The 13232-nt window shown below is 73.8% G+C and carries 12 protein-coding genes; 4 read left to right on the top strand and 8 right to left on the bottom strand.

What is annotated here, in order from left to right; translation table 11 throughout:
- Positions 1 to 48: 48 nt before the first annotated feature.
- From ACFW01_RS31525 to ACFW01_RS31500, 6 genes are all read right to left on the bottom strand, one after another.
- On the bottom strand, positions 49 to 1245 hold the full coding sequence (locus tag ACFW01_RS31525; protein ID WP_234961023.1) for an isochorismate synthase: 1197 nt from the start codon (positions 1243 to 1245) through the stop codon (positions 49 to 51).
- Positions 1246 to 1356: 111 nt separating this feature from the next.
- A complete protein-coding gene (locus ACFW01_RS31520) occupies positions 1357 to 1575 on the bottom strand; it encodes an MbtH family protein (protein ID WP_234961022.1) in 219 nt (72 codons plus the stop codon).
- Positions 1576 to 1670: 95 nt separating this feature from the next.
- Positions 1671 to 3059 carry a lysine N(6)-hydroxylase/L-ornithine N(5)-oxygenase family protein gene (locus ACFW01_RS31515; RefSeq protein ID WP_234961021.1) on the bottom strand — a complete coding sequence of 463 codons (1389 nt, stop codon included), beginning with the start codon at positions 3057 to 3059 and terminating at the stop codon, positions 1671 to 1673.
- 68 nt (positions 3060 to 3127) lie between these two features.
- On the bottom strand, positions 3128 to 3790 hold the full coding sequence (locus ACFW01_RS31510) for an isochorismatase family protein (protein WP_234961020.1): 663 nt from the start codon (positions 3788 to 3790) through the stop codon (positions 3128 to 3130).
- A gap of 9 nt (positions 3791 to 3799) precedes the next feature.
- A complete protein-coding gene (locus tag ACFW01_RS31505; RefSeq protein WP_234961019.1) occupies positions 3800 to 5479 on the bottom strand; it encodes an AMP-binding protein in 1680 nt (559 codons plus the stop codon).
- 102 nt (positions 5480 to 5581) lie between these two features.
- On the bottom strand, positions 5582 to 6388 hold the full coding sequence (locus tag ACFW01_RS31500; RefSeq protein ID WP_234961018.1) for a 2,3-dihydro-2,3-dihydroxybenzoate dehydrogenase: 807 nt from the start codon (positions 6386 to 6388) through the stop codon (positions 5582 to 5584).
- A 305-nt stretch (positions 6389 to 6693) separates the two neighbouring features.
- Here ACFW01_RS31500 and ACFW01_RS31495 point away from each other — a divergent pair, with 305 nt between their 5' ends.
- Positions 6694 to 7119, top strand: coding sequence for a DUF6003 family protein (locus ACFW01_RS31495; RefSeq protein WP_234961017.1), 426 nt, complete (start codon positions 6694 to 6696; stop codon positions 7117 to 7119).
- Between the two features lie 28 nt (positions 7120 to 7147).
- On the opposite strand, the gene ACFW01_RS31490 is transcribed toward ACFW01_RS31495, so the two are convergent.
- Complete coding sequence (locus tag ACFW01_RS31490) at positions 7148 to 7762, bottom strand: TOPRIM nucleotidyl transferase/hydrolase domain-containing protein (RefSeq protein WP_234961016.1); 615 nt, start codon at positions 7760 to 7762, stop codon at positions 7148 to 7150.
- A 62-nt stretch (positions 7763 to 7824) separates the two neighbouring features.
- Positions 7825 to 9372: an IucA/IucC family protein gene (locus ACFW01_RS31485; RefSeq protein WP_234961015.1), complete on the bottom strand. Its 1548-nt coding sequence runs from the start codon at positions 9370 to 9372 to the stop codon at positions 7825 to 7827.
- Positions 9373 to 9496: 124 nt separating this feature from the next.
- On the opposite strand from ACFW01_RS31485, the gene ACFW01_RS31480 reads away from it, so the two are divergent.
- The 3 genes from ACFW01_RS31480 to ACFW01_RS31470 all read left to right on the top strand — a co-directional run bounded on the left by ACFW01_RS31480 (position 9497) and on the right by ACFW01_RS31470 (position 13187).
- Complete coding sequence (locus tag ACFW01_RS31480) at positions 9497 to 11023, top strand: IucA/IucC family protein (protein WP_384509337.1); 1527 nt, start codon at positions 9497 to 9499, stop codon at positions 11021 to 11023.
- 62 nt (positions 11024 to 11085) lie between these two features.
- Positions 11086 to 12363: a VWA domain-containing protein gene (locus tag ACFW01_RS31475; protein WP_384509334.1), complete on the top strand. Its 1278-nt coding sequence runs from the start codon at positions 11086 to 11088 to the stop codon at positions 12361 to 12363.
- Complete coding sequence (locus ACFW01_RS31470) at positions 12363 to 13187, top strand: hypothetical protein (protein ID WP_384509331.1); 825 nt, start codon at positions 12363 to 12365, stop codon at positions 13185 to 13187. Before ACFW01_RS31475 ends, ACFW01_RS31470 begins: the two co-directional genes overlap by 1 nt.
- Positions 13188 to 13232: the final 45 nt, after the last annotated feature.

Genomic DNA, 13232 nt, shown 5'->3' with positions numbered 1-13232 from the left:
GGTTGACTCCTGTTGGTGTGGGGGCGGTCGTGCCGCGGTGGTGTGGTCTCACGCCAGTTCCTCCAGGCCGAGCGCCTTGAGAAGGGTGCGGAACTTGGCGGTGGTCTCGGCGAGTTCGGCCTCGGGGCGCGAGCCGGCGACGACTCCGGCGCCGGCGAAGATCCGTACCGTCCGGTCGCACACCTCGGCGCTGCGGATCGTCACCGCCCATTCGCCGTCTCCGTGCCGGTCGTTCCAGCCGACCATGCCGGCGTAGAAGCCGCGGTCCTGGGCCTCGATCTCGGCGATGGCGTCGACGGCTCCGGCCGTGGGGACTCCGCCCACCGCCGGAGTCGGGTGCAGGGCCTGAGCCAGGCCGAGCGACGACGAGGCGGGGTCGGCGGTGTCGCGCAGCCGGCCGGTGATCCTGGTGGACAGGTGCCACATGGTCGGGGTGCCGAGCACTTCGGGGCTGTCGAGAACCTCCAGGTCGGTACAGAACCGGCCGAGCACCTCCGCCACCTGTCCCGCGGTGTGGGCGTGTTCGCCGAGGTCCTTGGCCGAGTTCCGCAGCCGTGCGACGCGTTCGCGGTCCAGCGCCTCGTCGCCGGAGCGCGGGGCGGAACCGGCCAGGGGGTTGGCGGTCACCGTCGCGCCCCGCCGGGACACCAGCAGTTCGGGGCTGGCGCCGACGAGGGTGCGCGAGGCGCCGTCGCCGGGGGCGGTGACGTCGGCGGCGAAGGCGTAGGCGGACGGGTTGCCGCACACCAGCCGGGAGAGCAGGGTGGGAACCCAGACGGGCGCGTCGGCGGTGAGTTCCAGGCAGCGGGCGAGGACGACCTTGCGGAGCTTCTCGTCGCGGATGAGGTCGAGCGCGCGGCGCACCCCCTCGGCGTAGCCCTCGGGTTCGGGGACCGGACGGACCTGCCAGCCCTCGCGGGTCCGCAGGTCCGGTATCTGTATGTGCTCGGGCGCACCCGCGCGCCGGACGACGGCCGGCACCACCAGGGAGGCCTCCTTCTCGGGACGGAAGCCGACGGCTCCGACCACCACGGGGTCCGGCACGCCGGCCAGGGCGGCTTTGTCCAGTGCCCGGGCGGCGGCCGCGGCGAGCGGGCCTCCGGCCGGCGCGACACGGGAGTGCACCCCGTCCGCCAGCATCGTGCCGCGCGGTGACGAGAAGTAGAACGATCCGGTCAGGTAGGCCGCCAGCAGGTCGGCGGCCTCGTAGACGGGGTGGGGACGCACCGATGTGGAGATGGACACGTCTGCGAATCCTTTGTTCCGGCGTAGCGGATGAATCCCCGGTCGGGTTGCGGGGTCGGGCTGTTGAGCTGCGTCTGTGGCGGGGAGCGTGTGGCACGGGCTCCCCGACGGTCACCGTGCGCGTTCGGAGTGCGCGATCAGGCTGGCGGGGCGCATGTCCGTCCAGTGCTCCTCCACGTAGGCGAGGCAGCCGGCGCGGGAGTCCTCACCGTGCACCACGGTCCAGCCCGCGGGCACCTCGGCGAAGGCGGGCCACAGCGAATGCTGCTGTTCCGGGTTGACCAGGACGAGGAAGTCGGCTCCGTCGTCCTCGAAGGGGTTGGCGCCCATGGAAGCTCCTTGCTTGGGTGAGGCCGGGCGGCGTGGGGGGAGGGAGTGTCCCGGAGCGGGGACTCGGCCGTTTCCCTACGCGTCCTGGCGAGGTGTCATTCGGCCGTGACGGCGAGGCTCGCGGCCGCTTCGACCGCGCCGGCCGGAGCCGGCACCCCCCGTCCGGCCCGGTCGAGGAGCAGGGCGTCGCAGATCTCGCCGGAGCGGATCGCGAGGGCGGACAGCAGCGAGGAGGTGATCCCGTGCGTGTGCTCGGTGGCCGCGCCCTGCACGTAGATCCCGGCGCGCACGCGCGGGGTGGTGAGGACCCGGTGGTCGCGGCTGATGCGCAGCCGTCCCGCACCGTCCGTCAGGCACTCCTCGGCCAGCGGGCCGAGCAGGGTGCGCGGGTCGGTGGGCCGGTAGCCGGTCGCCATCACCACGGCGTCGCAGTCGAGGGTGTACGGCTCCCCTTCGATCAGCGGTCGCAGGTGGAGGCGGGTCCCGTCCTCGCGTTCCTCCACGGCCGTGAGGGCGGTGGTGTTGAGGAACCGCATCCGCTCGTCGCCGGACACCTTCTCCTGGTACGAGGTCCGGTACAGCTGCTCGATCAGATCGGGGTCGACGACCGAGTAGTTGGTGTTGGAGTGGTAGTCGAGCAGCGACCGCTTGACGTCGTCGGGCGCGGCGTAGAAGTCGTCCACCGCCCCCGGGTCGAAGATCCGGTTGGCGAAGGCGCTGTCGTCCGCGGGGCTGTACCCGTACCGGCTGAAGACCGCGCAGACCTCGGCGTCCGGGAACTCGCGGTGCAGGAACTCGACGGTCTCCGCGGCGGACTGGCCGGCGCCGACGACGGCGAAACGGCGGTGCGGACGGCTCTTCAGCGAACGGGCGTTGGGCAGCAGGTCCCGGTTGTGCCACACCCGCGGCCCCAGCTCGACACCGTCGGGGAGTCTCGGCGTCAGTCCGGTGCCGATGACGAGATTGCGGGCCCGCAGCGTCTCACCCTCGGCCGCGGAGCCGTCCGCCGGGCGTGACCGCACCTGGAGGACGTCGGCCGCGCCGCCGTCCTCCAGGAGGACGGAGTCGGCCTGCCGGCCGTAGCGCACCTGTTCGGCCACCCCGGCGGCGCACCAGCTCAGGTACTCGTGGAACTCGATCCGCGTCGGGAAGAACGTCTTCTGGTTCATGAAGTCGACGAGCCGGCCCCGCTCGTGCAGGAAACGCAGGAAGGTGAAGCGGCTGCTCGGGTCGCGCATCGTGGCCAGGTCCTTGAGGAAGGACACCTGCATGGTGGCGCCGGCGAGCAGCATGCCCCGGTGCCAGCCGAACTCCCGCTGTCGCTCCAGGAAGGCGGTGCGCAGTGAGCGGGCGCCGCCGCTGTGTGCGTTGTGCTCCTCGATCGCGATGGCCAGCGCGAGATTGGCCGGGCCGAAACCAATGCCGACGAGATCGTGGACCGACTGCCCGTCGTCCCGTCCCGCGTCTACGTGCCCTGCTGACATCCTCGTCCTTTGTTCGGGTCCCACCAGGACCACACCTGAACTGCGGCATTCACTTAGGTAAGGCTTACCTAATCTTTCTGATCGGGCAGAGGGGTGTCAAGCCAGGTCCGCAGCGTGCGGTCCGTGGTGGACACCACCGCGCAGCGGCCCGCGGACCAGCGCAGCGCCATCTCGTGGTCGGCCGGGGAGAAGTCCGCCACGGCGTCGGCGACCACGAAGGACTGGATGTCCCGCATCCAGGCGTCACAGGCCGTCATCATCACGCCGATGTGCGCGTAGACACCGACGATCACCAGCTGATCGCGGCCCCAGCCCCGGAGCCGCTCCTCCAGATCGGTGCGGGCGAAGGCGCTGTACTTCCATTTCGTCAGCACCGTGTCCCCGGGCGCCGGCGCCACGTCCGCGGGTACCGCCAGCACCGCCGGATCGTCGGCCACCCCGGGCCCCCAGAAGTCGAGTTGGAGTCCGCGCTCCTGTGGGCTCTGCCCGCCGCGCTGGGTGGAGTACACCACCGGCACGCCCAGACGGCGCGCGCCCTCCAGCAGTCGGGCGGTGTTGGCGAGCATCCCCGTCAGCGGCTGCTCGCCGGCCGGGAAGGCGGACAGGAAGTGCTGCTGCAGATCGTGCACGAGCAGTACGGAACGGGCCGGGTCCGCGGTCCAGGAGACCAGGTTGTCCGGGAGCTCCTCGGGTGTGGGGAGCGGATAGGCGGCGATGGCGGGAAGGGGCATGGGGGTTCCTCAGAGCTGCTCGGGGGCGGACGCGGCGGAGCGCAGGCCCTTCTTGCTGACCTTGCCGACGCCGGTCCGGGGGAAGGCGTCCACGAAGCGGACCAGGTCGGGGATCTTGTACGCGGCGACTCCGCGGGCGCGGACGAACGCCTTGACGGCCGCGGGGCGCATCGGTTCGGCGCCCTCGCGCAGGATCACGTGGGCGAGGGTGCGTTCGCCGAGGAAGTCGTCGGGCACCGCGACGAGTGAGACGTCGTGCACGTCGGGGTGGGCGAGGATGATGTTCTCGATCTCCTCCGGTGCGACCTTCTCGCCGCCCCGGTTGATCTGGTCCTTGGCGCGGCCCTCCACGACCAGGTGTCCGCTCGGCGTGCGGCGCACGATGTCGCCGGTGCGGTAGAAGCCGTCCTCGGTGAACGAGCGCCCGTTGTGATCGGGCGCCCGCCAGTAGCCGCGGATGGTGTAGGGGCCTCGGGTGAGCAGGTGGCCGAACTCCCCGTCCGGCACGTCCTGGTCGGCGTCGTCGACGATCCGGATCTCGTCGTCCGGGGAGATCGGCAGGCCCTGCGTGGTGACGACGGTCTCCGGATCGTCGTCCAGGCGCGTGTAGTTGACCAGACCTTCGGCCATGCCGAAGACCTGCATCAGGCGGCAGCCCAGTGCGGGCTCCAGCCGACGCGCCGCCTGCTCGCTGTACTTGGCGCCGCCGACCAGGACCAGACCGAGCGACGACAGGTCGTGCTCGCCGCGTGCGGCGGCCTCCGTCCACAGCAACGCGAGCGGCGGCACCAGACCGGTGAGGGTGATCCCCTCCTGCTCGATGAGGGAGAAGGCGGTCGCCGGCTCGGGGCGGGGGCACAGGACGACCGTTCCGCCCGCGTACAGGGTGCCGAGCCAACCGGGTGAACTCATCGGGAAGTTGTGGGCGGCGGGCAAGGTCACGAGGTAGCGGGTGCCGGCGTCGACGCCACAGATCTCGTTGGAGCCGCGGAGCGAGTAGATGTAGTCGTCGTGGGTGCGCGGGATCAGCTTGGACACCCCGGTCGTCCCGCCCGAGAGCTGCAGGAAGGCCAGCTCGTGCGGCTCGGGTCCGGGCAGCGGTCCGGAGGGGTCGCGGGGCACCTCGGACAGCGCCGTGTGCCCGCCGGGCTCGCCCACCACGAACACCTCCTTCAGCCCCGGGCAGTTCTGCCGTACGCGCGCGGCGAGTTCCCGGTGGTCGAAGCCCGCGAGCACGTCCGGGACGACGTAGGCGACGGCCTCGCTGAAGGAGCAGAAGTGCAGGATCTCGGTATCGCGGTGGGCCGGCAGCGCGAACACCGGCAGCGCGCCGATCCGGAACAGCGCGAAGACCACCTCGACGAACTCGGCCACGTTGGGCAGCTGGACGACGACCCGGTCCCCCCGCCCGATCCCCCGCGCCGCGAAACCGGCGGCGAGCCGGTCGGCCGCCACGTCCAGCTCCCGGTACGTGCGCACCCTGCGCTCGGGCGCGGGGTCCACCAGGGCGATCCGGTCGGGGTGGGCGGCGGCCCGCTCGCGGAGCACCCCGCCGAAGGTCTCGCCACGCCAGTACCCGGCCTCTCGGTAGCGGTCGGCGAACTCGGCGGGCCAGGTGGGGGCGTGGAGACCGGGGGTGAGCGCGGTCGGGCCGGGGCCCGGCTCGGCGTGGGTCGGTTCGGCGGTCACGGCTGACTCCAGGAATGTGGCGGGGGGGGGATGGGGGCGGGCCGCGGCGGAGCGGCATACGGGAGTTCCCGTCCGGGACGTACGACGGCGGCGGCGTTCGGCTCAGGCGCGCAGCGTGGCCCCGCCGTCCACATAGAGGTCGTGCAGGGTGATGTGCCTGGCGCGGTCGGAGGCCAGGAAGGCCACGGCGTCCGCGATGTCGGAGGGCTCGGCGATCCGGCCCAGCGGAATGCCCGTGCGGTACGAGGCCAGGTCGCCCTCGATGACGCCACGCCGCCCGGCCTCGACGCCCCCGGGGGACTCCCCCCACATGGCCCGCTGCATCTCGGTCATGGTGGAGCCCGGCGAGACGGTGTTGCACCGCACCCCCAAGGACGCGACCTCCAGGCCCAGGCACTTGGTGAACATCACCGCGGCGGCCTTGGAGGCCGCGTAGGCGGCCATCCCGGTACGCGGGATGCCCCCGGCGTTCGACGCGACGGTGACGATGCTCCCCCGGCCGCGGGCGGTCATGCGGCGCGCGGCGGCGCGGGACACGTGCATCACGCCATGGGTGTTGACGGCGAACGTGGCCGCCCAGTCGGCGTCGTCCAGTTCGCATACGGCACTGCCGCGCAGGATGCCTGCCACGTTGACCACGACGTCCAGCGGCCCGAGTTCACGCTCGGCCTCGTCGACCACGCGCTCCACGGCCGCCGCGTCACTCACGTCGAGGCCCCGCGCGGCGACCACGCCGCCACCCGCCCCTCCGTGCCCGTCGGCGACGGCCTCCACCGCGGTCGCGTCCAGGTCGGTGGCGAGCACCCGCGCTCCCTGCGCGACGAGCGCGTCCACCACGGCGGCACCTATCCCTCGCCCGGCCCCGGTGACCAGGGCGAACCGCCCCTCCAGTTCCCGTGCACCGCTCACCGGACATCGGCCTTCGGACCGGTGGAGCCGTGGCGCCGCCCGGCATGACGCGGGCATCCGTGCGGCCCAACAGGGCATACCGCAGGGCGAGGTGGGGGAATCATGACGTCGGAGTCTCCAGGAGTGGGGGGCGGTCGTGACCTTCACGCGGCTGTCCCGTGCCGGACCTTACGCGATTAACTTAGGTAAGGCTACCCATACCGCAAAGAGGCGTCGGCAAGTCGCGGCGCCGGACGCTCCGGAGCCCTCCGCGCGGCATTAACATCGGTGGCCCACAACCGTGTCGGGAAAGGCAAGGCTGAGCGATGGCCGATGACGCGTACCTGTTCCTGCTGCCGGAGCGTCATCCGCGGCTCGCCGCGCCGCTGGCGACGGTCGGTCCGCTGGAGTGTCTGGAGACGCCGGCCGTGCGCGGCTGGCTCTCCGCGCACGGCACGGCGCCGGGGTCCGAGCAGGTCAGGATCCTTCCGGCGGCCAAGGACGTCCTCATCCCGGAGGACGCCGAGCGGCTGCCCGTGCCGCTGACCGCCGACGAGGCCCTACGCGTGGAGCAGGAGTGCACCCCGGCGTCCGTCACCGACCTGGAGAGGGAGCTCCTCGGCTTCCGCGAGGTCACCCAGGACTGGGAGACGCTGGTGCACCGTGCTCACGCGGCCGGGATCCCCGCGCCCCGCATCGCGCAGCTCACCGGGATCGATCCGGTGGACATCGGCCGGCTGACCCAGTTCTGACGCGGGCCGCGAGCCGGCGCCCGCCCGGTCACAGGCTCGTGAAGAGTCCGCGCAGTGGAGCGGGTGTCCGGGCGGGGTCGAGGGCCTCGACCAGGAGGCGGCCGTAGCGGATCTTGCGGCCCTTCTTCGTGGAGAGGAAGCGCCGCAGCTGCTGGTGCCGGGAACGGCCGTGCTGGGCGGGCTGGCCCAGGAAGGTCTGCCAGGGGCGCAGCTCGCCCTCGGCCCGGATGATCTCCTCGGCCCGCTCCGGACCGATCGCGCGGAGCAGTTCGTCCTCCAGGTCCGCCTGGCAGACGAAGAAGTCGCGCGGTGCCCCGGCCCGCTGCCAGCCCCGTTCGTAGAACCGCACCTCGCCCACGTCGCACAGGCCCTTCAGGCACAGGCCGAGACCGGGCGGGCCGAGCAGACCGGCGTAGCGGCCGACGCTCATCGCCCCGCCCATCGCCACCAAGGCCACCCCTTCGGCGACCAGGTCCCGGCGCTGCCGCACGGCCAGCGCCTCGACGGCCGCGAGGTCGCTGGGGCCCTCAAGCAGCACCGCCGTCCGCAGCCCGAGCGCCCCCGCCAGCTCGCCCGCCGTGCCGCCGGTCCCGCCGGCCGCCCAGCGGGCCGCCTCGTCCCGGAACGCCTCGATGTCCGCCATGGAGCGAGTGTGCACCTCCGGGGCCCGCGATCGCACGGATTATCGCGGCGGTACCGGTCCGCTCACGCCTCCCGCAGGGGGTTGGGCAGCGGCAGGTAGCGGGCGTCCGCGCCGTCGGCGCCGGTCCAGCGCAGGAGGAGGTTGGTCTTGGCGGGGAGGGTGGGGGCGGTGAGCAGGGCGGGGATCTCGGGGAGCGTGTGACGGGACAGGGCACGGCGGACCGCGGGCCAGGGGTCGAGGCCGGGGTGGTGTTCGGCCAGGGCGGCGGCGATCTCCCAGAGGTGGTTGACGACCAGGCAGTACACCAGCCGTTCCCAGCCGTTCGCACGGGAGGTCTCCGGCAGCAGCCTGACACCCTCCGCGTCCCGGAACAGTGCCTGCACCGGGGTGCCGTCGGCGTCCACGGCGACCAGGGTGTTCTGGAGGTGGGCCTCCAGGACGACGCCGTCGTCGGCGAAGGCGGTCAGGACGGGCTCCACGACGGCGTCGAGGTACGCCCGCCACCAGGCCGCCGGGTCGCCGGCGCGGGCCAGCGGGCTGCCGGGGAAGCCCTCCACGAGCGCGGCGGCGAGCAGCGGGGTCGCGCCGGGCAGGACGCGGTCGCGCAGTCCGTCGCGGACGACGACGGCCAGCTCCTCGAAGGCGAAGTCCGCCGTGCGGTGGCCGCGGTCGCCCAGCCAGGCCGCCGGGGGCCCGGCGGCGGCGAACGCCTCGGTGACCGCCGTGTCGGTGCGGCGCAGCCGGAGCAGGTCGTGCCGCCACAGGCGCCGGATGTCGTTGGTGATGCGCACGTCGAGGCTGAACTTCAGGAAGAGGTCGCGCCCCGGCAGGTACTCGGGCGCGTACACCGTGCGGATCGCCGCCGTCGGCCAGGTGGAGAAGCCGGTGGTGCCCAGCCGGACGAGCCGTCCGTCGGCGAAGGCGGGGGCGAGGGCGGCCGCCGCCAGCTCCAGCTGCCAGGGGTGGGCCGGCAGCAGCCGGTAGCCGGGCGGGGCCTGGCCGAGGGCGTCCAGGGCGGCGGTGTCGCCCTCGTCGACGACCGTGTCCTCGCGCACGCCGAGCAGCACCAGCGGAAAGCGGGCGTGCGCCTCGGGCGCGTACGGCAGCCAGCCGGTGTGCGGGCCGCCCCCGCGCGCCTTGGGGGCGGGGTGGTGGGTGTGGCCGGTGAGGAGGCACTGCTCGGAGCGGAGGTAGGGGTCCTCGGGCGGGGTGGCACGCGCGCGTGCCGTCAGCAGCGCGGCCACCGCGTCCCGGCTGTCGGTCATCTCGCTGGGCAGTTCGTGGTTGGCCAGGCCGGTGTGCCGGCGCAGCTCCTCCGCGACGAGTTTCACCAGCTCGGCGTGGCCGACGCGGTGCCAGCCGCCCGCCACGCGGAGTTCCGGTTCGGCGGGACGCCGGCCCGCGCGCACCCGCAGCAGTCTGCCGCCGGGCAGCCGGTACACCGGGCGCGCCCCGGCGCCGGGCAGCGGCCGGGCCACCTCGCGCAGCAGGCAGTTCAGCAGCGGTACGGCCGCGCAGGCATCGGCGCGTTCGGCGATGCCGCCCGGGGAAGCGGCGTCCCGGGCGGCGTCGGCGCCGGTGGGCGGGGGCAGGAGATCCACGCGTTCCACTCGTTCCCTACGGTCTGTCCATGGCGGAGAGGACGGAGACGATCAGTATGTCTGCAGACGCCGGGTCCGCAGTCGTCCCTCCCCTGCCGTCGTGCCGTCGTACCCGTACCCGAGGAGCCCGCCCGTGCACCGTCCCAGCAGCACAGAGGCCGAGGTCGCCGACGAGCTGGCGGCCGTCCGGCCCGCTCTGGCCGACCGGTTCGCCGCCGAGCGGCCGGGCGCCCGCTCGGCCGTGCTGTCCCGGCTGTGGCGTGCGTTCGCCCATGAGCCGCTGCCCTGGATCGCGGGCCGGGAGCCCGCCGGGGACGGACTGGTGCTGCGCCTCGTGGACGGCCGGCGGCTGGCCGGTCCGGCGGCCGACCCGTACCGCACGGACGCGTACGCCCCGGTCGTCCACCTCGACGAGGTCGCGTACGACGATCCGGAGCGGCTGATGACCGACCTCGCCGTAGCGCACTCCACGGGGTTCGCCGCCGAACTCGGGCACAGCGTCGCCTCGTTGGCGCTGTCCCGCGCCGGGCAGCCGCGGGCGGCGGGCGGTGCGGCGCCCGAGATTCACCCGGACGAGTGGCCGGAGACCGACTGGGGCTGGGAACGGCGCGTGGTCGACGGGCACCCCTACCACCCCGGCTGCCGTTCGCGGCCGGGCTTCTCGGTGGCGGAGCAGCTCGCGTACGGACCCGAGCACGGGCCGGTGGTGGAGCTGGGCCTGGTGCCGGTCCCGGCGGCCGGGTGCCTGGTGACGGGGGCGTGGCCGCGGGAGCTGCGGGACGGGCCGGCCGTGCTGGTCCCGGTGCATCCGTGGCAGGCGGCGCACGTGCTCAAGCGGCCCTGCGAGGAGGGGATCGCCGCGCACCCGCTGATGTCCCTGCGGACGCTGGCCGTGCCCGGCGGACCACACGTCAAGACCGCGCTCAGCGCCCGCCTGACCTCCTCGGTGCGGGACATCTCGGTCGCCTCGGTCGGCGCGTCGGCGGACGTGTCCCGCTTCGGGCAGGAGCTGGCGGCGCGCCTGGACGGGCTGCTGCACGTCACCGGCACCCTGGGCGCGGTGGCCGCCGGCTCCCCCGACCTGGCCGCCGTACTGCGCGAGTCGCCGCGGGCCTACGCCGCCCCCGGCGAGCACGTGGTCCCGGTGGCCGCGCTGGCGGGCACCGGCCTGTCCGGGTCGCCCGGGTGGCAGGCGGCGTTCGCGCGGCTCGCGCTCGGCGTGGGGCTGCGCCTGCTGGAGCTGGGCGTGGCCCTGGAGGCGCACGGGCAGAATCTGCTCGTGGTGCTCTCCCCGACGGGCCGACCGCGGCGCCTGGTCTACCGCGACCTGGCCGACATCCGCGTCAGCCCGGCCCGCCTGGCCCGGCACGGCGTCGCCGTCCCGCCGCTTCCCGCGCGGATGCTCACCGACGATCCGGTGGCGCTGCGGCGCAAGTTGTTCGGTTCGCTGGTGGGCGGTGCGCTGGCGGCGACGGCCGGTTCCGGTGCGGTGCTGGGCAAGGCGCTGGAGGAGGCGGTACGCGACCTGCCGCGCACCCCCGACGTCCTGGCCCTGTGCGAGGAGCCGCTGCCGGTGAAGTCGCTGACACTGATGCGTACTTCGCTGGGGACCGCGGGGGATCTGTGGACGGAGCTGCCCAATCCGCTGCACGCGGGGTGAAGTCGGGGCGTCGTGACGGTCTCGTTTTGGAGCCGGGCGTCAGTGGTCAATAAGATCCGCCGATGATCACAAGAACACGGCTGGCGGCGGGCACCTGTGCCCTGCTCGCCGCGCTGACGGCCGGGTTGGCGTTCCCGGCCGGAGCGGTGGCCGGTGAACCCACGGGTGAGGACGCTCCGAAGGTCGACCTCGTGCTCGACGTCAGCGGGTCGATGCGGACGCGGGACATCGACGGCGGCACCCGGATGGCCGCGGCGAAGCAGGCGTTCAACGAGGTACTGGACGCGACACCCGAAGAGGTGCAGCTGGGCATCCGCACGCTCGGCGCCGACTACCCGGGCGACGACCGCAGAACAGGCTGCAAGGACACCGCCCAGCTCTACCCGGTGGGCCCGCTGGACCGCACCGAGGCGAAGACGGCGGTGGCCACGCTGGCGCCCACCGGCTGGACGCCGATCGGCCCGGCGCTGCTGAAGGCGGCCGACGACCTGGACGGCGGCGCCGGGTCCAAGCGGATCGTGCTGATCAGCGACGGCGAGGACACCTGCGCCCCGCTCGACCCGTGCGAGGTGGCCCGCGAGATCGCCGCCGAGGGCATCGGACTGACCATCGACACGCTGGGCCTGGTCCCCAACGCGAAGATGCGGCAGCAGCTCAGCTGCATCGCGGAGGCGACCGGCGGCACCTACACGTCGGTCGAGCACACCGACGAACTGACCGAGAAGGTCAACCAGTTGGTGGACCGCGCGGCCGACCCCGTGGTGACGCCGGTCGCCACCGAGGGCGCGGACTCCTGCGCGAAGGCGCCGACGCTGAAGTCGGGTCTGTACACCGACCGCGCGGAGTTCGGCGGGCAGCGCTGGTACCGGGTCGACGTGGCGCCCGGTGAGGAGGTGCGCGCCTCGGTGAGCGTGGGTGCCGACCGGGCCGTGAACCGGTCCCACGGCGTGCTGCTGCGGGCGGTGACGGCGCACGGGCGCGAGATCGTGCGCGGCGAGGCGGCGGGCGACGGCCGCACCGACGTGCTCTCGACGGGGCTGCGGTACCCGAAGGCGGAGAGCGACTCCGACGAGGACTCGGCAGACTCGGCGGCCGAGGCCGTGTGCCTCCAGGTCACCCACTCCTTCTCCGTCGCCTCCGGCGTGAAGACCACGCCCGGTCTGCCGCTGGAGCTGACCGTCGACGTCGTGGACGCCCCGAGTGACGCCGACGACGTGGCCTCCTTCGGACTCGGCCGGGGCTGGTGGCTGCTCGGCGTGCTGGTGCTCGTCGGCTTCCTCGCCGGTCTGCTGTGGGGCTGGCTGTCGCGCTGGCGGTTCGCGGTCTGGAGGACCAACTGATGCGTTTCACCCGAGTGTTGAGCGCGGCGGTGCTGCTGCTGGGAGTCGCCGCGGCCCCCGCGGCGGCCGGCCCCTCGCCCTCCGCGAGCCCGTCGGACGACGGCGGCGCGCCGACCGAGGCGGGTACGTCGTTCCGTACGGCGGCCGAGATCGAGCAGGGGCAGCGGGCCACGGCGAACGGCTCCGCCGGCGACTACCTGTACTGGTCGTTCCCCGCCGACGCCGGCCAGCGGCCCACCGTACGGGCCACGGTGAAGCTGCCCGAGACGCACGAGGCACAGACCTGGCGGATCGACGTGTACGACGGTCTGCGCCGCCGCCAGGCATGCCAGTGGGGCGCCGAGAACCGCACCGCCGCCGCGGACGCCTCCGCCCTGCAGCTGGCCTGCGTGCTGCGCACGGTGCGCGCCTGGTCGGAGCCGTGGGCCAACGACCCGCTGCCGGGCACGTACTACGTCCGGCTGACGGCGGTGAACCTGCCGACGTCCGACCTCGGCGTCCCGGTCGGCACCGAGGTACGGGTGGACTCGAAGGACATCGGCGGGGCCGCGGCGGTCGACGGCTCGCTTGCCGAGCCGCTGGTGCCGGGCGTCGCGGTGTCGTCCGGCGAGGACGACGGGGACGACGGGGACGGTGAGGACGGGAAGGAGCGCGGCGCCGTGCTCTCCGCGATCGAGCCCGAGGACGGCTGGTCGTCGGGCTGGTGGTCGGACCGCTGGGTGTGGACCGGCGTCGGCGCGGTGCTGGCCGCGCTCGCGGGCATCGGCGGCTACGCGCTGACCCGCGGGTCGGGCCGCCCGTCCCGGGTGCCGCCGACGGTCTGACGCCCGCTCAGGAGGCCCGCCCCGCCACCGGGGCGGGACTCCTGG

Origin of the sequence: Streptomyces sp. NPDC058985, assembly GCF_042740985.1 — a bacterium.
Lineage (GTDB): Bacteria > Actinomycetota > Actinomycetes > Streptomycetales > Streptomycetaceae > Streptomyces.
Note: the sequence above shows the minus strand (reverse complement) of the source record. Positions and strands in the feature narration are given on the sequence as shown.

Excerpts from the sequence above, each read along its gene's own strand:
- ACFW01_RS31470 (WP_384509331.1), top strand. The coding sequence starts at position 12,363 with ATGCGTTTCACCCGAGTGTTGAGCGCGGCGGTGCTGCTGCTGGGAGTC.
- ACFW01_RS31515 (WP_234961021.1), bottom strand. The coding sequence starts at position 3,059 with ATGTCAGCAGGGCACGTAGACGCGGGACGGGACGACGGGCAGTCGGTC.
- ACFW01_RS31495 (WP_234961017.1), top strand. The coding sequence starts at position 6,694 with ATGGCCGATGACGCGTACCTGTTCCTGCTGCCGGAGCGTCATCCGCGG.
- ACFW01_RS31490 (WP_234961016.1), bottom strand. The coding sequence starts at position 7,762 with ATGGCGGACATCGAGGCGTTCCGGGACGAGGCGGCCCGCTGGGCGGCC.
- ACFW01_RS31475 (WP_384509334.1), top strand. The coding sequence starts at position 11,086 with ATGATCACAAGAACACGGCTGGCGGCGGGCACCTGTGCCCTGCTCGCC.
- ACFW01_RS31520 (WP_234961022.1), bottom strand. The coding sequence starts at position 1,575 with ATGGGCGCCAACCCCTTCGAGGACGACGGAGCCGACTTCCTCGTCCTG.
- ACFW01_RS31510 (WP_234961020.1), bottom strand. The coding sequence starts at position 3,790 with ATGCCCCTTCCCGCCATCGCCGCCTATCCGCTCCCCACACCCGAGGAG.